Below are 19,107 nucleotides of genomic sequence, written 5' to 3'. Positions count from 1 at the left end.
CGCCCGGCTTTTGTATGCCAAAGGCAAATGGGCGAAACGGGGATTTTCATGTCGTGTGCTTCCCTTGATCTGGACGCCGGAGCCATGCGCGGCCGTCTGGCCCGCCTGCTCCTTGAGAAATCCTACCGCGCCGGCGAAGTGACCCTGACTTCGGGCCGCAAGAGCGATTATTATTTCGACTGCAAACAGACGGCGCTACACCCCGAAGGGGCCTGGCTCATCGGCAACCTGCTTTTTGACCAGTTGCCGGCCGACATTGTCGGCGTCGGCGGCATGACCCTCGGGGCCGACCCGCTGGTCACGGCCGTCTCCATCGCCTCCCATCTGCGCGGGAAGCCCATGCCGGCCTTTATCGTGCGCAAGGCCTCCAAGGGCCACGGCACCAACCAGTTCCTGGAAGGCCTGTCCAACTTCAAGCCCGGCGACAAGGTGGCCCTGCTCGAAGACGTGGTCACCACCGGTGGCACGCTGCTGACCGTCATCGACCGGGTTGAAGCCGCCGGTCTGGTGGTCGGGGCCGTGGTCACGGTCCTTGATCGGGGCGAGGGCGGGTCTGAAAAGCTGGCCGAACGCGGCTTTCCGCTGCTGTCCGTTTTCACCCGCGAAGCGCTCCTCTGTGCTGCCAACCAGCAACCGGCCTCCTGACGCGAGACTGCATGAAACGAATCGGCCACGCCCTGGTTCTCGCCTGCCTGCTTCTGCTTCCCGGCCATCCGGCGGCCGGGGAATGGACGGCCGACGTGGTGGACACGGAGTGGTTCCCCAGGCGCTCGGTGGCCGTGGATAAAAAGGCCCAGTCCTTTTTCCTGCTGTCGCGGCAAAGCCCGGTGCGCGTGGCCGAGTTCCTCCCCTGCGCCACCGGCCAGTTGCTTGGCGACAAGAGCAAGGAAGGCGACCTCAGGACCCCGGAAGGCGTCTATTTCATCACCCGGCGCAAGACCGGGGGGCTTAATTACGAACTGTACGGCGATTTGGCCTTTCCGCTCAATTTCCCCAACCCGGCCGATGTGGTGCGCCGCAAAACCGGGCACGGCATCTGGATTCACGGCCGGGGCCACGCCATCATCCCCTACGAGACCCAGGGCTGCGTGGCCATCAACACGCCCGATCTCCACCGCCTGGACAACGAACTGGCCCTGGGCACGCCGGTCATCATCGCCGACGAACTGCGTCTGGAAGGCGACGCCGCCCGGCTCAAAGCCGAAGCCCGGGAAGTGGTGGAAGCCACCCAGGGCTGGGCCAAGGCCTGGCAGGACCGTTCCGACGCCTTTTTCGGCTTCCACGACGCCGAAAAGTTCGCCATTTCCGAAGGCCAGCCCTTTGCCGCCTTTCGCGGCCAGAAGGAACGCCTGTTCAAGTCCCTGCCCTGGATCCAGGTGACGCTTTCCGACATCCGCGCCCTGCCCGGACCCGACTACTGGGTCACTTTTTTTGTCCAGGTCTATCGCTCGCCAACGCTCATTTCCCAGGGCGTCAAGCGCCTGTACTGGCAGCGCGGCCTCGACGGCCGGTTTCGCATCATCGGCATGGAATACGAGGAAGCGCCGCTGACCGTGGCCGAGAAGGGCAAGGCGGCCAAGACCGTGGCCCTGGCCAACGAGGCCGAAACCAATACCACCCGTCCCGATGCCCCCAGCGAAGAGGAAGGGCCGGGCCGCTTGCTGGTGGACGCCCATCAGGCGGCCATGGAGAAGATGGCCCAGAAGGCCTTCCACTCCCTGCCGCTGACCCGCCAGCCCACGCCTGAAGACCAAGCCATCCTGGAAGTGGCCCAGACCGGCCCGGCCAAGCCCGGGGTTTCGCCCTTTGCCTCCGACGCCGTGAAGGTCGCGCCCCCGGCCCCGCCGGTTGCCGCAGCGCCGGCCGCTCCCGCGGCAGTGGCCGCTCCGGTCCAGATTGCCCAGGCCGCGGCCAAGGCTGCACCGATTGCCCCGGCCGAGCCGGTCCCGGCCGCTGCGCCGGTTGCCGCCCCACCAGCCGCCCCGGCTGCGGTGGCCGCCGCGCCGGTTGTCCCGGCCAAGGCTTTGCAACCGGCTCTCGCCGCCGTGGCTGCCGCCCCGGTCCCGGCCGAGCGGGTCGGCGAAATAAAGGCTGTGGTGGAGGCCTGGAGAACCGCCTGGGAACGCGGGCGTCTCGACGACTATCTGGCCCATTACGCCGACGGGGCCGTCCAGGGGAACCTCAAGGGCAAGGACGCCATCCGACGCCAGAAATCCGGCCTGTGGCAGGGCCGTGAGCCGGGCCGCGTCGTCATGGACGTCCTGGCTGTTGCCCCGGACGGCGACGGCTACTCCGTGGTGTGCGCCATGCATTACCAGGGCAAGGGAGCCGGCAAGGACAGCGCCGGCTTCAAGACCCTGGCCCTGACTCCCGCCGGCGGCAAACTGCTTATTGCCAAGGAACGCTGGTCCAAAAACCGGCCCGAGACGGCCCCGGTTTCGGTCCTTGCCGCGGCCCCGGCCGCTACGGCGGCTGTTGTTGCTTCGGCCCCGGCCGCGCCCGCTTTGGCCCCGCCGGCCCGGGGAGCGAACGTGGCGGCCGCGCCACCAGCCCCGGCCCAGCCGGCCACACCTGTCCCGGTCCAGGCCACGCCTGCCCCGGTGCCCCCGGTCCAGGCGGCCCAGGCTGCGGCTGTCCCGGCCCCGCGTCCGGCCGATACCGCCCAGGCCCAGAAGGCCGAACGCACCGCCGCCGCGGCTGCCATGGTCGAAGCCTGGCGGGCGGCCTGGGAACGTGGCCGGGTCACGGAATACGCTTCTTTTTACGCCGACGCCGCTCTCCAGGGCGACCGCCGCGGCCGCGAGTCCATCCGCAGCCAGAAGGCCGATCTGTGGAAGGACAAGGCCCCGCGCAAGGTGGCCTTCTCCGACGTGAAGATCACACCCCGCCAGGGCGGTTTTGTGGTCACCTTTGTCCAGGACTACGAAAGCCGCGACGGCACTGCGGACCGGGGCAAAAAGACGCTCTATCTCGCGCCGGCCGGAAATGGGTTCTCCATCGTCGAAGAAAAATGGAGCCGTATGTAATGGCCGGAAGCGGCAGGATCGACATCCTTATTTTGCGGGATGCCTCGGGTGTCGGCCGCTACCGCCTGCCGGTCTGGCTGTTGCGGTTGCTCGTGCTTGCGCCCGTCGCCTTTCTGCTGCTCCTTGGCGCGGCCGTGGCCGTGGCCTACCACCTGCACCAGGACAACAAGGCCCTGACCGACCAGGCCGCTGCCGTGCGCCAGGAGATTGACGCGGCCGGCGAGGGCCTGCTGCGGCTGGAAAACCTGGAACGCACCCTGCGCTCCAAGGATCTGACCGAACTGGAAACGCTGCTTGGTTCGTATAATCCCGACAATCCCGGCTGGTGGAAGCCACGGGCCGAGGATCGCAAGGAACCGGCCCCGGCCGCTGCGGCCGAATCCGCCAGGGAACGCCCGGATCTGTCCAGGGTGCTGGCCCGGGTGGACGCCAATCAGGCCGGCGTGGACAATCTCAAGATCAAATTCGACAACCGCCGCCTGAGCCTGGGCTTTGACCTCAGCAATGTGACCCCGCAGACCGGGCTGGTCGGCAAGGTCGAAGTGGCCCTTTTGGGCAACGACGGCACGCTGTGGCCGCTTAAGGCCGAAAAGGACGAACTGTCCTTCCAGATCCAGCGCTTCAAGCAGATCGCCGCCATCCTGCCGCTGCCGGCCAAGATCGATCCCCGCGACATCTACGGCCTGCGCCTGGTCATCGTCGATCCGGCCGGCAAGCCGGTCTTTGCCCAGGTCTATCCCGTGCAAAAGGACTAGCCGGCCTGCCATGCCCCGGTATTTCGTCAATTTGAATCTTCGGGTGGCCAAGGCCCATCCCGAGCTGTTTGAGCGCCATCTGGCCACCGGGTTGCCCGTGGAAATCGGCCTCGATCCGCTGCTCCTGGACGCCACCACCGCCGACTGGCACCGGGAGACAGCCCGGCGCTTTGCCGACGCCGGCGTGGCCGCCACCGTGCATCTGCCCTTTTTCGATCTCCAGCCCGGCAGTGCCGATGCCCGCATCCGGGCCGCCAGCTGCGACCGGCTGCGCAGCGCCCTGGATATCGCCGCCCTGTACGCGCCCAGGCGCATGGTCGGCCACGCCGCCTACAACCGCTTCCTCTACATCCGCTCCTTTGCCGACTGGGCCAGGCGCGCCGCCGACACCTGGGCCACGGTGCTGGCCGCCTGGCCCGATCATGCGCCGCTTTGCCTGGAAAACACCTTCGAGACCGACCCGGCCACCCTGGCCGAAGCCGTGGACATCCTGCGCCAGAGGATGGCCCCGCAGGCCGCGGCGCGCATCGGCTCCTGCTTTGACGTCGGCCATTGGTACAGCTTTGCCGAGGGCAAGGCGCGCGGCAACCTCGATGCCTGGCTCGACGCCCTGACCCCCTCGCTGCTCCACCTGCATCTCCACGACAACGACGGCACCTTTGACCAGCACCTCGGCCCGGGCCAGGGGGAAATCCCCTTTGACGCCCTCCTGGCCGGTCTCGCCGCCCGCCGCCTGACCCCAACCGCCACCTTCGAGCCCCACACGCCCCAAGCCTTCGAGGCCGCCCTGGCCTTTGTCCGGTCGCGGCCGGACTATTTCGACAACGAATAGGGGTGTAGTGGAGGAAGCGGGGGAGTGAGCGAGAGAGAAGAGGAAGAATGCCTCCGGCGGCCAAAGGGCAGTGCCCTTTGGAAACCCACCTCTTTGGCCATGGGTTTTGCCGAGCCGGTGAGTGGCAGTTGCGCAGGAAAACTTGCGGGGGGACCGTTGCTTCGGCGTCCGGGGGCCTCGGGCCCCCGGACCCCCCAAAGGGGAAAGGGGACGGAGTGAAGGCTGTGGCGGAGGAGAAAATTATCCGCGCAGGTACATCGGGATGTTCATGAAAAGCTCCCGGGTGAAGCTCAGCATCTTGTCCATCATCCAGGGGAAGGCCAGCAGCAGGGCAATGAACATGGACAGGATCTTCGGCACAAAGGTCAGGGTCATTTCCTGAATCTGGGTCGCCGCCTGCAGCACCGACACGAACACACCCACCACAAGGCTCACCCCGAGCATGGGCATAGCCAGGAACAGCGCCAGTTCGATGGCCTGTCGCGACAGCGCCACCACCATGTCAGTCGTCATGGGCTTGCCCCTCCTCAGGTTGCAAATGAGTTGACCAGGGAGGCCACCAAAAGCCCCCAACCATCTACGAGAACGAACAACAACAGCTTAAACGGCATGGCAATGGTGGCCGGCGGCAGCATCATCATGCCCATGGCCAAAAGGATGCTGGAAATGACCATGTCGAGGATGAGAAACGGGATGTAGATGAGAAAGCCGATGGTAAAGGCGGTCTTGAGCTCGCTGATCATGAAGCCGGCCGCCAGCATGGTGGTGGGGACCTCGGCCTTGTCCTTGGGCCGCTCCATCTTGGTGATGGTGTAAAAGACGGACAGGTCTTTTTCCCGGGTGTGCTTGAACAGAAATTCCCGCATGGGAATTTCGGCCTTTTTCAGGGCCTCGGTGAAGCCGATCCGCTCTTCCAGGTACGGTTGCAGGGCATTGTCGTTGATCTGCTTGCCGGTCGGGTACATGATGACCGCCGTCAGGAAGAGGGCCAGGCTGGCCAGAATCTGGGTCGGCGGCACCTGCTGCACGCCCATGGCCTGGCGCAGAAACGAAAACACCACGATGATCCGGGTAAACGAGGTCACCGTCAGGATAAAGGACGGGGCCAGCGACAGGACGGTCAGGGCAAAAAGGATTTCAAGCAGCGTGGAGACACGTTCGGGCTGGTTCTGGCCGGCGGCCAGCGACAGGGTCAGGGACGGCGGGATGTCCTGGGCCAGGGCCAGGACCGGCACGACGAGAAGCGCCAACCCGGCCAGCCCGCAGAGAACGCCGGCGCGGCTAAGTCGCATCCCCGTTCCGGGTTTTATCGGCCAGGGTGTTGGCAAAATCGGTTGCGGCAGCATTGTCGGCCTCGGTCTCGGTCAGAAACGTAATGGATTGTTCGGTGATGCCGAGCACCAGATTCTTGTTCAAGAAGCGGACCACCACCACGCTTTTCCGTGGTCCGACCGGCAGGTGGTCCACCAGCCGCAGCGCGCCGCCCCGGCCTTTCGGACCAATGCCGAATTTTTGCCCATAGCGTTTGAGCAGCCAAAAGGCACCGTAAATAAAGGCCAAAATGATCAGCAGCGTCAGGCCCATCTTGAGGGCGATGCCGGTCAGGCCGTATTCGGTGGCGGTAAACGCCCCGGCAGTGGCGTCAGGCAAGCTGTTTCACCCGTTCGATGGGGCTTATGATGTCGGTTAGGCGCACGCCGAACTTTTCGTTGATGACCACGGCCTCGCCCCGGGCCACGAGCTTGCCGTTGACGTAGATTTCCAGCGGTTCGCCGGCCAGTTTGTTCAGTTCGATGACCGAACCCTGGCCGAGCTGGAGCAGTTCGTTGATCAAAAGCTTGGTGCGCCCCAGTTCAGCCGACACGTCGAGCGGGATGTCCAGGATGAAGTCGAGGTCGCGGCGGATGGCCTCGGGCCGTTGGGCCTTGGCTTCCTGCGTCAAATCCTTGAACTTGGCCTTGGCGCTTTGACGCGACAGGGCTTCCTGATTGCGCTCGCTCTTAATCGAGGTTTCTTCCTCGTCGGCCAGGGCAGAGGCCCATTCCGCCGCCAGGGCATCGTCACCGCCGCCGCCACCTCCACCGCCGCCGGAAGGCTGGTCGAAGAGGGCGTCGATGTCGTTTTGCGAGGCCGGCTTGTCGTCCTGGTCATCCAGGGCGGCGGCCCATTCCGCGGCAAGTTTGTCCTGATCGATGTCGTCGGGAGTCATGAGGCTACCTCGCGCGGGGCGCTGCGAACTTATTGGATGACGAAATCCGTGAAATAGACCCGGGACACTTTGGGCTGGCCGATGGCCTGGTTGAGACGGTCCACGATCTCCTTGCGCAACAGGATCTTACCTTCAAGGGTACTGAGTTCCTGGGAGGTCTTGGACGACAGCAACATGAGCAGGGCGTCTCTGATTTTGGCCTGATTGCCTTCCAGCAGCTCCGGGTTGCCCGTCATCTCGACTTCGAGCACCACCTTGAGATAGCGCCGGGCATTGGGATCGGCCAGATTGACCACAAACGGGGGCAGGGCCACGTTGTTTGACGGGGCCTTGTCCTTGCCGCCGCCGCCGTGTCCGCCCTTGGCTTCGCCATGGCCGCCTTCGGCCTTTTTCTCTTCAGGCTTGGCTTCGTGCTTTTCCTCGGCCTTGGGCGCGCCTTCGGCCGGGGCTGCACCTTCGGCCGGGGCTGTTGCCGCCGGTTTGGCCGCAAAAAAGGTCAGGTAGGCGAAGTAGCCGCCGCCGCCCAGGACCAGGAGCAACACCACCAGGATGATGTATTTGATAAGGCCGGATTTTTTCTTTTTGCCTTCGGGCGCTTCGGGTGCGGCGTCTGCCATGGTGCCTCCAGGGGTCAATGTCTTGGGCCAAACAGGTCGGTGCCCACACGCACGTGGGTGGCGCCTTCCATGACAGCCGCTTCCAGGTCGCCGCTCATGCCCATGGACAAGACGGGCAGCGGCAGGGACAGCCGCGTGCGCAGGGCCTCGCCCAGTTGCCGCAACCGGGCAAAGGCCGGTCTGGCCCGCACCGGATCGTCAAAGACGGGCGGAATGACCATCAGGCCCTCAAGGGCCAGATTCGGGGCCAGGGCCACGGTCTCGGCCAGTTCGGGCAGTCCGTCCGGATCGATGCCGGATTTTTGGGTCTCGCCGGCCACGTTGACCTGGATGCAGACCGGCTGGATGATGCCCAGGGCCTCGGCCTTTTTTTGCAATATACGCGCCAATTCCAGATTGTCCACGGTGTGGATGAGCGAAAACCGGCCCACGGCCAGTTTGGCCTTGTTGCGTTGCAGGTGGCCGATGAAATGCCAGGACAGTTCCGGCGGCCCGGCCTCGATCTTGGCCATGGCTTCCTGGATGTAGGACTCTCCGAAAATCGTCTGGCCGCAGCCGGCCAGTTCGGCCACGGCGGCCAGGGATTGTTTTTTCGATACGGCAACCAGGGTCACGTCGGCCGGGTCCCGGCCGCAGGCCCGGCAGGCCCCGTCGATGCGTTTTTTCACCCAGGCCAGTCGCTCGAAAGCTCTCTCATCCACGAATCCATCACCCCCGCAAGCAGCCACGTCTCTGTCGTACCACGCGCATAATTACAAAATAAATCGACCCCAGGTGGGATTCCAAAGAGTATCATTCCCTTTGTCCGCCGGAGATTTAATCTTAACTCCACCCTCGCGCATCGACCGAACAACGCACGCGGTCAAATCAAACCAACCCCAGGTGGGATTCCAAAGGGCTCAGCCCTTTGGCCGCCGGAGGCACTCTTCCTGCTTCCTGCTTCCTGCTTCCTGCTTCCTGCTCCCTGCTTCCTGCTTCCTGCCTTCCGTCTTCCTGCCTCTTACTGGCCAAGGCCGAGATCGCGCAAAAAGGCCGGGTCGTCGGTCCAGTCGCGGCGCACCTTGACCCACAACTCCAAAAAGACCTGGGTTCCGAGCATCTCTTCGATATCGGCCCGGGCTTTCTGGCCCACGTCTTTTAAGCGTTCGCCGCCTTTGCCGATGACCATGGGCTTGTGGCTTTCCCGGGCCACGTGGATGGCGGCGCGGATTTTGGCCAGTCCGGGCTTGGACTTCTCGTCCCAGTCCTCGATGGTCACGGCCATGGAATAGGGCAGTTCGTCGCCCAGGGCCAGGAAGAGCTTTTCGCGCACGACTTCGGCGGCCAAAAAGCGCACGGGCGCGGTGGACACTTCGTCGGCGTCGTACTGGTGCTGCGCCTGGGGCAGGTGGGACAGGAGCGCCTTTAAGAGCTCGTCCACGCCAACGCCGGTGAGTGCGCTTATGGGAAAGAGTTCGGCTGCGGGCAGGGCTTCGGCAATGGCTTCGAGCACCGGCAGCAGCTTGACCTTATCGCGCACCACGTCGACTTTATTAAGGGCCACCAGCACCGGCAGCCGGCCGTCGCCCACGGCTTTGACGACTGGTTTGAGATCCGGGGCCAGCCCGTCGAGGCGCCGGGCGTACTGGGCGGCGTCGAGCATGAGCATGACCACGTCGGCCTGGGCCAGGGCGGCATAGGCCGAGCGCATGAGCAGCGGGGCGATGCCGCGTTTTTGGCGGTGCAGGCCCGGGGTATCGAGGAACACGGCCTGGATGTCGCCCTGGGTGATGATGCCGCTAATGGAGTTGCGGGTGGTCTGCGGCTTGGGCGAGACGATGGAAATTTTCTGGCCGATAAGGCGGTTAAGCAGGGTGGATTTGCCGGCATTGGTGGGGCCGAGCATGACCACATGACCGAAGCGCTGCACGTTTTCCAAAGATTGCTCCGAGGCGGCGGGGGTGGGTGCCGCATTTCATCATTATTAAAAAGTCATATGGGAAAGCCTCGTAGGGGAGTATCCCGGTGCGGGGCAAACGGCAACCCTTGCCTTGTACCCCGGGGCTGGCTATAGCACGCCTGCCATGGGAAAGGACCTTATTATCGTCGAGTCGCCGGCCAAGGTAAAGACCATCAAGAAGTTCCTCGGCAATGCCTATGCCGTGGAAGCTTCGGTTGGTCACGTGCGTGATCTGCCCTCCAAAAAACTCGGGGTAGATGAAAAAGACGATTTCGCGCCGCAATATCAAATCATTCCGGGCAAGCAGAAGGTTGTTTCCAGGCTCAAGGAAGCAGCCGCTTCAGCCTCCAAGATCTATCTCGCGCCCGACCCCGACCGCGAAGGGGAAGCCATTGCCTGGCACGTGGCCGAGATATTAAAGGATGCCGGCGTCCCCATTTGCCGCATCCAGTTTAACGAAATTACGGCCAAGGCCGTTCGTGAAGCCATTTCCCATCCGCGCGAAATCAACGAAAAGCTTTTTTTATCGCAGCAGGCGCGGCGCATCCTCGACCGGCTGGTCGGCTACAAGGTGTCGCCCATCCTGTGGCAGAAGGTGAAAAGCGGCATTTCGGCCGGCCGCGTCCAATCCGTTGCCCTGCGGCTGGTGGTTGACCGCGAAAAAGAGCGCCGGGCCTTTGTGCCGGTGGAATACTGGAATTTCAAGGCCAGGCTGGCCGGAGACGCGCCGCCGGAATTTGAGGCCGAGCTGGCCAAGTACAAGGGCAAGAAAGTCGAGATCGGCAGCGCCGAGGCCGCGGCCGAGGCCGAGGCGGCCATCGCCGGCCAGCCGTTTGTCGTTGCGTCCGTGACGGAGAAGGAACGCAAGAAGTCGCCGCCGCCGCCCTTTATCACCTCGACCCTGCAGCAGGCCGCCAACCAGCGCCTGGGCTATTCCGCCAAGCGCACCATGGGCGCGGCCCAGAAGCTCTACGAGGGCCTTGAACTGGGCGAGAAGGGCACTGTGGCCCTTATCACCTACATGCGTACCGACTCGACCCGCATCGCGGACGAGGCCCGGGACGCGGCCAGGGAATTTATCACCGAGACCCTTGGCCCGGACTACTACCCGGAGAAGGCGCGGCACTTCAAGTCCAAGGCCGGGGCCCAGGACGCCCACGAAGCCATCCGGCCCATTGATGTCGCCCTGACCCCGGCTGACGTCAAGCTGCTGTTGCCCAAGGATCTTTTCACGCTCTACAAGCTCATTTGGGAACGCTTCGTGGCTTCCCAGATGAGCGAGGCCCGGTTCTGGGACACGGCCGTGGACGTCGCCGCCGGCCCCGGGATTTTCAAGGCCAAGGGCCAGCGCCTCATCTTTCCCGGCTATCTGAAGGTTTACGGCCAGGAAGCCGGCGACGAGGCCAAATCCCTGCCCAAGCTGGTCAAGGACCAGGAACTCACACTCCTTGAGCTGAAAAAAGAACAGAAATTCACCCAGCCGCCGCCGCGCTACTCCGAAGCCTCGCTGGTGCGCGAACTGGAAGAAAAAGGCATCGGCCGGCCCTCGACCTATGCCGCCATCATCTCGACCCTCATCGACCGCGACTATGCCCGGCTGGAGGAAAAGCACTTCGTGCCCTCCGAGCTTGGCGAGACCGTGTCCGATCTGCTCGCCGAGCATTTCGTCAAGATCATGGACGTGGGCTTCACCGCCGGCATGGAAGCGTCGCTGGACGCCGTGGCCGAAGGGCGGGCCGACTGGGTCACGCTGCTTAAAGACTTTACCGAGGATTTCTACCCCACCCTGATCAAGGCCGGCAAAGACATGGCCAAGGTCAAGGCCGGCAAGGAAACCGACGTCGTCTGCGAACTGTGCGGCAAGCCCATGGTCATCCGCTTTGGCAAGGCCGGCGAGTTCCTGGGCTGCTCCGGCTACCCGGACTGCAAGAACACCAAGGAATTCGACCGGGCCGCCGACGGCGCGGTCATGCCCCGGGAGCGCAAGGCCGAGGAAGTGGCCTCGGTCGGACCCTGCCCCACCTGCGGCAAGGATCTGGTGGTCAAAAAGTCCCGCACCGGCAGCCGGTTCATTGCCTGCACCGGCTGGCCGGACTGCAAATACACCAAGCCCCTGTCCACCGGCGTGGCCTGCCCCCGGGAAGGGTGCAGCGGCACGCTGGTTGAAAAGAGTTCCAAGCGCGGCAAGGTGTTTTACGCCTGCGACGCCTATCCCCAGTGCGACTTCGCGGTCTGGGACTGGCCCATAAACGAGCCGTGCCCCCAGTGCGATTCCAAGATTCTGGTGCGCAAAAAGACCCGCGACGGCGAACTGATCAGCTGCCCCACCAAGACCTGCCGCTACAAGCGCAGCGTCGGCAAAAAGGACGAGGGCGAAGGCGAGGAATAGGACGGGAAGGTTGGAGCGAAGAGGATAAAAGAAAAGAGAAGATGCCTCCGGCGGCCAAAGGGACTGAGTCCCTTTGGAATCCCCTCCTGGGGGGCAGCAGTGAAGGCGGTTTCGATGTCGTAGGGCATCGGGGCCGCCTTTATATTGTCCTCATCTGAGCCCGCAGGCCCGCTCACAGCGTTCCCGCACGCGCTCGCCGGGAAGGCCGACGTGGGCGGCCACGCAGGCCTCGCACAGCGTCACCGGCTGGGACAGGACCACCCCCTGGCTTGTGGCGTTTTCCAGCACCATGGCAAAAACCGCCTCGGCCAGATCGGCCCGGGCCGGGATCATCGCGCCCCGGGGAGGCGGCGAGGCCGGACCGGCTGCCGGCATTTGCAGGAAGAAGATCGCGAGAAGGCCCAGGGCGAACGCACCGGCCGCAACGATTTTCTTGACATCAGGCATGGTTTTTCCCTCCATTTCATACTCCGGCCCGGCCTTTACGACAGGTCGGCCCTGTGCCATACGGCCAGTGGAGCTATGGGCGGGTTGTAGCGCGTTGCGGGCTTTGCCATCCAATCGCAATGTCTGAAGCGGCCCTTCAGCCTGGCTGAAGAGACTGGCGACGCCGGAGGGGCGTTGTGGAATATTATCACCTGCGCACGTTTGTGGCTGTGGCCGAGGAGGAGCACCTCACCCGGGCGGCTGAGCGGTTAAGCGCCAGTCTGCCGGCGGTGAGCGCCCATATCCGCAGCCTGGAAGACGAGCTTGGGGTGGCCCTTTTTTCGCGCACGCCCAAAGGCATGCGGCTGACCGCCGAGGGCCGGGCGCTGCTTGGCGAGGCCAAGGCGGCTTTGTCGAGCGTCGAGGCCGTGCGGCTGCGGGCCGGGGCATTGCGCCAGGACGTGACCGGCGTGGCCCGCATCGGGCTCAATAACGAGGCCGCCCGGATGCGCGTGCCGGAATTGCTTTCGGTCATGACCCGGAGGCATCCCGGGGTGGAGCTGCATCTGGTCAATTCCAGTTCGCCGCGCATCCTCGACAATGTGCGCCTGGGCAAGCTCGATATCGGGTTTGTCTACGACAACATCATCGAGCCGGGCCATGAAGTGGCGGCCGTGCCCCTGGAAGACGTGCCCATGGCCGTGGTCGGGCCGACCTCCTGGGCCGAGCGGGTGTGCCGGGCCGACTGGGCCGAGCTGGCCGGGCTGCCGTGGGTCTGGTTTTCCGAGCGCTGCCCGTTCCAGTATCTGCTTGAGGCGTCGTTTACCTGCCGCGGCCTGCCGCTCAATAAGGTCATGGTGGGCGACAACGACGCCACCCTGCGCACCCTGGTGGCAGCCGGTGTGGGACTCACCCTGCTGCGCCGGGACGACGCCCTGGACGCCCAGGCGGCCGGAGAGGTCTGCCTGTGGTGCGGCCAGGGAATGACTCTTGGATTGTCGCTGGTCTATCGCCGGGAGAGGGCGGTGGATCGGCTTATTGAGGCTGTGTCGGCGGCTGTGGCCGAAGTCTGGGGACTCCCGAACCGGCATCGCTGACGCAAGACTGATGGATTTGCACTGCGCAGGAGAAATACGACATGAGTGAGGCGGCAACGTCCGGCCAGGGACTTTCCTGGCGGGCTGCGTGCGGCATTGCGGTTCTGGTTCTGACCCTTTCAATGATCGCCATGGCCCAGGCCAATTACCATGCCGACGATCCGCAGGCCAACCAGGTGCTGTCCGGCAGCGCCTTTGGCTATGCCGATCTGCCGGGCCGACAGGTGCTGGTGCCGGTGGAAACGGCCCTGGCCCGGGGCATGAAGAATTTTCGCAAGGCCGTGGCCGAGCCGGGCCGGGTGGTCGATCTGACCTATGCCGGGGCGCAGCACGGGGCCGAGGCCGAAGCCGGCCAGCTGCCCAACCGGTTCACCGACATGCCCGGGGCGGTCTTTGCCGCCAGCCAGGGCGTGGAGCCGGGCAGCGACGTGCTGGTGGCCACCGAGGCCTTTCTGGCCGAACGGGAAGTGCTGGCCGTGACCCCGGCCACCGGCGAGCAGGCCTGCGGCGACGAGGCCCGCCAGGGCCTGTTGCAGCGCATCGGGCGGGAGATCGTCTGGTGCCGCGAGGTGGCGGGCCTGTCCGACGGCGGCCGGCTGTCCCTGGCCCGGTTTGTCACGCACGGCCGCGACGAGCTGGTGGTCCTGGCCTACAACGGCCCCGGAGGAAAGGCTGCCTATCTCGAATATCCGGGCAGCGCCGATCCGGGCGGCACCTGGCGGCTGGACGACGGCGGCGAATTTTCCCTGGAAGCCTACCGGCCGTTGTTTGCCTTTCGCGGTCCCGGCGGGGTGGAACTGGCGGTGCGCTGGTCCGGTCCCGAAGGGGACGCCCTTGACCTGTACCGTCAGGCCGACGACAGCTTCACCCCCTTCGTGGCCGCCACCTGGGCGCGCCCGGAGTAGGCGGACCGGGCGCATTGCGGCTCTTTGGGCCGCCCGCTGTTGGCGGGCGGCCTTTTTTGCGCCGTTGACGCACGGGGCCAAAGGCGGCAACACAGGGCCAGGCGTCGCAATCGGTCGGATTCAGGGGAGCGGGTATGTACAGCGATCTGCGCTATCTGGGCATCGTCATCATTGCGGTGGCGGCCGCCTTTTTGCTGCTTGGCTTCATCCGGCGGCGGGCGGCCTGTTCGCTCAGCCTGGAACAGCGCAATCTGTTCGGCACCAATTTCGGTTTTTTTACCACCCTGTACACCTTTTTCCTGGGCTTTGCCGTGGTGTCCCTGTGGCAGACCTACAACGGGGCGGATTCGGCCATTACCAACGAAACCGACCTGCTCGTGGTGGAGTACCGCCTGTCCCAGGCCCTGCCGGGCACCCAGGCCCTGCGCCAGTCGCTGCTGCGCTATGTCGAGGCGGTGCGCGATCCGGGTTGGGCCATGATGCGCGACGGCGAACCGACCGACGGCGCAGGGGCGCTCTACGACGCTGTCTGGAACCAGATGCGCCTTGTCGATCCCCCGGCCGACAGCCACGGCCACGCCATCTACGCCCTGATGTTGTCCCGCATGATCGACCTCAACAAGCTGCGCCACGAGCGCCTGCTGCTCATTGACGGCAGCCTCTATACGCCCATCTGGATCATCATTTACATGGGGGTGGCCTTCACCATCGGTTGTTTCTACTTCATCGAGACCGGACACCGGCCGGCAGACCGCTATTTCATGGTCATGCTCCTGGCCATGGTCATCGGCAACATCTTCTTGCTCTACGAATTGGACACCCCGTTTTCCGGGGTTATCTGCCTGGACCCGGGCAAGTTCAGCCAGGCCGCCGAGGCCATGCGGGCCTTGGGCGGATTGTGAGGGGTGGGAGCGGCCATGGAAAAACCGGAAAAAGTCGATGTCCTCATAAACGCCCTGGGCAAACCCTGCCAGACCACCCTGACCCTGCTCACTCTGCTGCGCCACAGCGGCCGGTACCTGGGGACCATCTATTTCAACGAGGAGTCGGCCACCCCGCCGGGCGAGGCGCGCAAGTACGAGTTTCTCAAAGAGCGCCTCGGCGCGCGGCTGGTGGTCCACAAGCCGGCCTACTGCCATTGGATACGCACCGTGGACCGGGCCCGCTATGTCGAAGACGACATCCGTTTGTCGGTTCGCTACCAGTATGGCTGGGAACGAAGCGACAAGCGGCTGGTCCTGGTCCTGCACAACGACTGCGAATTTTTCGGCGACGTCGTCGGTCCCATGATTCAGGCCCTGGGCGACCGCATCGCCATCGGCCACCTCGGGGCCTGCCAGGGCTGCCCGGCCTTCCACGCCGGGGTCTGCGACAGCACCCGCCATCTCGACTACCGGCCAAGCCATGCGGAGCTTTACGCCCTCTACGCCGCCCACGCCGCTGCCGGCAGCCAGTACTGCGCCCCGTTCCACCTGACCGATTTCAATGAAAAGTACCGCCAGGAACCCTGGCCGCTGCCGCCATGCCGGGTCAATGAATGGTGCTGCCTGGTCAATCTGGCCAAAGCCCGGCCGGTGACCGCCCCCTTCGGCCCGGCCGTGCCCTTCGGAGCCATCACCGACTGCGGCGACTACGGCCTCGACACCGCGGCGGAGTGGTTCCACGACGTCCACCGCCTGGGTTTCACCGCCGGACATTTTCACCTCTACGACGCCATGCGCCACATCGGCGGCCACGCCGCCATGAGCGATCCCGCCCTGTACCGGCGGCGCGAGGAAGAAGCCGCCGCACGGCTGGCAAACGATTTCGGCGTGACATTGTAGAAAGAAAGGCAGGAAGGCAGGAAGAATGCCTCCGGCGGCCAAAGGGCTGAGCCCTTTGGAATCCCACTTGGGGGGCTTGATTTGACCGGGCGCGTTGTCCGGTCGATGCGCGAAAGTGGTGCCAGAAAAGACGGGAAGAATGCCTCGGCGGCCAAAGGGAATGATACCCTTTGGAATCCCACCTGGGGTTGGTTTGATTTGACCGGGCGCGTTGTCTGGTCGATGAGCAAAAGTGGCGCAAGCCAAGGAGCGGATATGACGACAGACGAGACTGAGAAAACGGCAGCCGGTGCGCCGGACGACCAGGAAACACCCGGCCTGCCAAGCGAAGTGGCCTGGCTGCTGCGGGAAGGCCATTCGCCCATCCGGGCCTGGCGCGAACACCTGGGCGTGACCCGGGAGGAACTCGGCCGGCGCTTGTCCGTGGTCGCCGCCGCCGTGACCCAGCTCGAAGCCCGCAACGCCCGGCCCCGCGCGGCCACGCTGAAAAAAAGTCGCTGCCGTACTCGGCATCAAGTGGGAATTGTTGCAGGCGGCAAAGACCAAGGCGAAGAAGTAATATATTGAAATGATGCGGGAAGAATGCTCCGGCGGCCGGGGCTTTGCCCCGGACCCCACCGGGGGGATGATCCCCCCGGACCCCGGCAACGGGGGAAGTTTATATTGGGGTTGCTGGCCCTGGCTGGCAAGCCGGTCGGCCGGGGACCGTGCCCCGCCGTCGTGTGCGCTGGCCGGGAACCGCCGTTGTCCCGGCGGCCCGGAGGGCGATTCCCTGTGCGATTCCATGGGCCCAAGGCGAAGCGGTTCGTTGTGTGTTCGTAGTTTTATCAATAAAAACAAGCGGTCAATTGGCTTAGGCACAAACGCACAGGGCCGGGAAGGAAAAGGAAGCGGCTGCCGGTTTTCCAGGTCGCCGGCCCGGCCGGCCGCACCTCTGGCCGACAACTGCGCCGGCCCGCCGGCGGGACAACCGGCCGCTCCACGCAAAACGGCCGCGACCGGGGCGTTTTCGCCTGCCGGTCGCGGCCGTTTGAGGTTCCGGGACGGGGGTTACGGCTGCGGGTTGAAGACCTGGAAGGTCTTTTTGACCTGCGTGCCGTCTTCGGCAATGGCCGTCAGCGTCCAGTCGCCCGAGGCCATCTCCCATTCTTTTTGGAAGGTGAAGGTGCAGTGGTATTCCTTGCCCGTAACGATCGTCTCCACGGACTCGGTGCTAAACACCACGGCGTTCTTGCTCGGATCGATCAGGCCCGGGGTGGCCGTGATGATTTTGACCTTGGAGGAGCCGCCTTCGGGCTTTAACGTGCGGAAACGCATCCCGAAGGTGGAGCCGAGCTTGCGCGGGACGCTGGTGGTGGAAAGCGTCAGTGCCCCGTTTTCATAGATGCCGAAATCCACCATGACGATGGTCGGCTCCTGGGGCTTGGCCTCGCTGCCGCCAATACCGAAGAAGTTCATGGTGGAGGAGCAGGAAGCAAGCAGCAGACACAGTACCGGCAGTATCGCAAGCAGACGTTTCACAAATATCCCTCCATGGCCAGCAGCCATACGTTCTCGATGTTGCCCACATGACTCCTACCGCCGTCCATGTCAAGGGAAGGCGGATACCGATCAACCTTGCTGCGGCGTGCCAAAGGCCAGGGCGGCCAGTTCGGTCACGCCGGTGAAGTGTCCGGCCAGGGCGTCGCGCTGGCTCGCGACCAGCCGCAGCCCGGAGACGGACAGCGGCCCCGGCTCGTTGCCGTACAGGACGACGGCCCGGTCAATGAGTTCCGCCGGCACGAATTCGGCCGGCAGTTTCAGCACCGTGCCCGTCCCTTCCTCGTAGACCAAAACCGGCTTGTCATAGCCCTTGCGGCCCGGGCCGAGCACCAGATTGCCGGTGCGGGCCAGGGTTTCCTCCACCCGCGCCGGCGGCACGGCCGCCCATTTGCCCAGCAGCTCGAAAAAGGCCGGCCGAAGGACCAGATAGTAAAACGGATCGATTTTAAGCGCCACCGATACGCCCGGCACGTTTACAATGGAGGGCGATTCGGCAAAGTGGCGTCCCAGGCCTTTTTCCAGGCGCGACAGGATGTCGGCGTAGTCCACAAGCATGGCCGCTAACCTCCGGGGTTTCGGGCGCAGTCCAGCAGATAGGCGGCCAGTCCGCCCAGGTCCCTGGGGGTGCGGCCGAAAACCGCCCGCCACACCTCGTCAGACTCCATACAAAAATACAGGCCCCGCGAAAAGCCATGGCCGGCCAGTCGGTTGGCCATGAACCGGAATTGTCGCACCCGAAGCGGCCGCAGCAGCCGTTTTTTGCCGTCCGCCCCGACGGCGAACTCCCCGAGCATGTAGTCCGGCAGCTCCCGGCCCTCGGCTAGAAGCCGGCCGGGCAGTTCCGGCAGGCAACGAAACGAACCCAGACTCATATAGGCGATTTGCGCCGGAGAAAGATAGTCGAAAATCATGTCGATGATGTGGCCGTACTCCCGCTCCCAGCCGGTGAAGTGGCAGATGGGGTCGAAATGCAGGCACACCCGGAAGCCTTCGCGGGCGCAGGTCCGGGCTGCCGCCAGCCGGGCCTCGAGCGGGGCGGTGTCGCGCTCCTCCCCGGCCACGATGGCCGGGGCATTGAGCGACCACGACGGCAGCACCCGGTCGGGCCGGGGACCGGCCGCCATCCAGGTGAGATCGGCGGTCTTGGATTTGAGTTCCAGGCTGACGTTGTCATAGCCGGCCAAAAAGCCGAGCAGTTCCCGGGTGTGCCCGGTGATCGGCTCCAGGGCCAGGGAATCGGCGAACTGGCCGGTGCCCACCCGGAAGATGCGGCTGGTATCGCGGCCAAAGGTCTCGGCCAGCTCGACGAACATGGCCTCGGTATTGGCAAAGGCGGTCAGCGTGCGGTCGCGGAAATAGGCCCGCAGGATGCAATAGGAGCAGTCCATGGGGCAGTTCTCGCCGATGTGGATGATCTGGTAGCCGCAGCAGCGGTAGTGCCGCGTGGCCGGGCAGGGGCGCAAAAACCGGCCCCGGTGGGCCTTTATGTGGAGCACCCGGCCGCCGTCCGGGGCATCCGGCAGGCGTCGCCCGGGGCCAGAAGCGTC

General features: G+C 64.7%; 21 protein-coding genes. 10 read left to right on the top strand and 11 right to left on the bottom strand.

Translation table 11 applies throughout. From position 1 onward, the window contains the following. The first annotated feature begins 48 nt into the window (after positions 1–48). The 4 genes from pyrE to DVDV_RS11140 are packed head-to-tail and all read left to right on the top strand — an operon-like array spanning position 49 to position 4,613. Positions 49–645 carry an orotate phosphoribosyltransferase gene (gene pyrE, locus DVDV_RS11155; protein ID WP_075354752.1) on the top strand — a complete coding sequence of 199 codons (597 nt, stop codon included), beginning with the start codon at positions 49–51 and terminating at the stop codon, positions 643–645. Between the two features lie 11 nt (positions 646–656). Further along, the gene (locus DVDV_RS11150) at positions 657–3,026 is read left to right on the top strand and encodes a L,D-transpeptidase family protein (RefSeq protein ID WP_075354740.1); all 2,370 of its coding nucleotides are present in this window, start codon (positions 657–659) and stop codon (positions 3,024–3,026) included. Continuing rightward, on the top strand, positions 3,026–3,781 hold the full coding sequence (locus DVDV_RS11145) for a hypothetical protein (RefSeq protein WP_075354739.1): 756 nt from the start codon (positions 3,026–3,028) through the stop codon (positions 3,779–3,781). The genes DVDV_RS11150 and DVDV_RS11145 overlap by 1 nt, the downstream gene beginning before the upstream one ends. A 10-nt stretch (positions 3,782–3,791) precedes the next feature. Continuing rightward, complete coding sequence (locus DVDV_RS11140; RefSeq protein WP_075354738.1) at positions 3,792–4,613, top strand: sugar phosphate isomerase/epimerase; 822 nt, start codon at positions 3,792–3,794, stop codon at positions 4,611–4,613. Positions 4,614–4,853: 240 nt separating this feature from the next. On the opposite strand, the gene fliQ is transcribed toward DVDV_RS11140, so the two are convergent. From fliQ to era, 7 genes are all read right to left on the bottom strand, one after another. Then, the gene (gene fliQ, locus DVDV_RS11135; RefSeq protein ID WP_075354737.1) at positions 4,854–5,126 is read right to left on the bottom strand and encodes a flagellar biosynthesis protein FliQ; all 273 of its coding nucleotides are present in this window, start codon (positions 5,124–5,126) and stop codon (positions 4,854–4,856) included. A 14-nt stretch (positions 5,127–5,140) separates the two neighbouring features. Next, positions 5,141–5,905: a flagellar type III secretion system pore protein FliP gene (gene fliP / locus DVDV_RS11130; RefSeq protein WP_254845350.1), complete on the bottom strand. Its 765-nt coding sequence runs from the start codon at positions 5,903–5,905 to the stop codon at positions 5,141–5,143. Next, a complete protein-coding gene (gene fliO, locus DVDV_RS11125; protein ID WP_075354736.1) occupies positions 5,895–6,263 on the bottom strand; it encodes a flagellar biosynthetic protein FliO in 369 nt (122 codons plus the stop codon). Before fliO ends, fliP begins: the two co-directional genes overlap by 11 nt. Next, complete coding sequence (fliN, locus tag DVDV_RS11120) at positions 6,256–6,822, bottom strand: flagellar motor switch protein FliN (protein WP_043633724.1); 567 nt, start codon at positions 6,820–6,822, stop codon at positions 6,256–6,258. The genes fliO and fliN overlap by 8 nt, the downstream gene beginning before the upstream one ends. Positions 6,823–6,851: 29 nt before the next feature. After that, the gene (gene fliL / locus DVDV_RS11115) at positions 6,852–7,439 is read right to left on the bottom strand and encodes a flagellar basal body-associated protein FliL (RefSeq protein WP_075354735.1); all 588 of its coding nucleotides are present in this window, start codon (positions 7,437–7,439) and stop codon (positions 6,852–6,854) included. Positions 7,440–7,453: 14 nt separating this feature from the next. After that, positions 7,454–8,140 carry a YggS family pyridoxal phosphate-dependent enzyme gene (locus DVDV_RS11110; RefSeq protein WP_075354734.1) on the bottom strand — a complete coding sequence of 229 codons (687 nt, stop codon included), beginning with the start codon at positions 8,138–8,140 and terminating at the stop codon, positions 7,454–7,456. Between the two features lie 299 nt (positions 8,141–8,439). Further along, positions 8,440–9,357 carry a GTPase Era gene (gene era, locus DVDV_RS11105; RefSeq protein ID WP_075354733.1) on the bottom strand — a complete coding sequence of 306 codons (918 nt, stop codon included), beginning with the start codon at positions 9,355–9,357 and terminating at the stop codon, positions 8,440–8,442. 145 nt (positions 9,358–9,502) lie between these two features. Here era and topA point away from each other — a divergent pair, with 145 nt between their 5' ends. Further along, entirely contained in the window at positions 9,503–11,767 is a 2,265-nt protein-coding gene (gene topA / locus DVDV_RS11100) for a type I DNA topoisomerase (RefSeq protein WP_075354732.1), read from the top strand. A 150-nt stretch (positions 11,768–11,917) separates the two neighbouring features. On the opposite strand, the gene DVDV_RS11095 is transcribed toward topA, so the two are convergent. Continuing rightward, positions 11,918–12,214, bottom strand: a complete 297-nt coding sequence (locus DVDV_RS11095; protein WP_075354750.1) for a hypothetical protein — start codon at positions 12,212–12,214, stop codon at positions 11,918–11,920. A 176-nt stretch (positions 12,215–12,390) separates the two neighbouring features. Here DVDV_RS11095 and DVDV_RS11090 point away from each other — a divergent pair, with 176 nt between their 5' ends. The 5 genes from DVDV_RS11090 (at position 12,391) to DVDV_RS11070 (ending at position 16,585) form a co-directional block, all read left to right on the top strand. Continuing rightward, positions 12,391–13,290, top strand: coding sequence for a LysR family transcriptional regulator (locus DVDV_RS11090; protein ID WP_075354731.1), 900 nt, complete (start codon positions 12,391–12,393; stop codon positions 13,288–13,290). A gap of 41 nt (positions 13,291–13,331) precedes the next feature. Then, positions 13,332–14,195, top strand: a complete 864-nt coding sequence (locus DVDV_RS11085; RefSeq protein ID WP_075354730.1) for a hypothetical protein — start codon at positions 13,332–13,334, stop codon at positions 14,193–14,195. 134 nt (positions 14,196–14,329) lie between these two features. Further along, on the top strand, positions 14,330–15,097 hold the full coding sequence (locus DVDV_RS11080; RefSeq protein ID WP_075354729.1) for a DUF4239 domain-containing protein: 768 nt from the start codon (positions 14,330–14,332) through the stop codon (positions 15,095–15,097). 15 nt (positions 15,098–15,112) lie between these two features. Then, entirely contained in the window at positions 15,113–16,018 is a 906-nt protein-coding gene (locus DVDV_RS11075; RefSeq protein WP_075354728.1) for a hypothetical protein, read from the top strand. A gap of 255 nt (positions 16,019–16,273) precedes the next feature. Beyond that, complete coding sequence (locus tag DVDV_RS11070; RefSeq protein ID WP_254845349.1) at positions 16,274–16,585, top strand: helix-turn-helix transcriptional regulator; 312 nt, start codon at positions 16,274–16,276, stop codon at positions 16,583–16,585. Positions 16,586–17,068: 483 nt separating this feature from the next. Here the strand turns inward: DVDV_RS11070 and DVDV_RS11065 are convergent, their stop codons facing one another. From DVDV_RS11065 to DVDV_RS11055, 3 genes are all read right to left on the bottom strand, one after another. After that, positions 17,069–17,539, bottom strand: a complete 471-nt coding sequence (locus tag DVDV_RS11065) for a DUF3859 domain-containing protein (protein WP_075354727.1) — start codon at positions 17,537–17,539, stop codon at positions 17,069–17,071. Positions 17,540–17,629: 90 nt separating this feature from the next. After that, positions 17,630–18,115, bottom strand: a complete 486-nt coding sequence (locus DVDV_RS11060; protein ID WP_075354726.1) for a hypothetical protein — start codon at positions 18,113–18,115, stop codon at positions 17,630–17,632. A gap of 5 nt (positions 18,116–18,120) precedes the next feature. Further along, positions 18,121–19,107, bottom strand: a 987-nt coding sequence (locus tag DVDV_RS11055) for a spore photoproduct lyase family protein (protein WP_075354725.1), incomplete at its 5' end; no start/stop codon positions are given.

This window comes from Desulfovibrio sp. DV, assembly GCF_001936595.1.
GTDB lineage: Bacteria > Desulfobacterota > Desulfovibrionia > Desulfovibrionales > Desulfovibrionaceae > Solidesulfovibrio.
The sequence above is the reverse complement of the archived record's forward strand: the minus strand, read 5'-3'. Positions and strand labels throughout refer to the sequence as shown.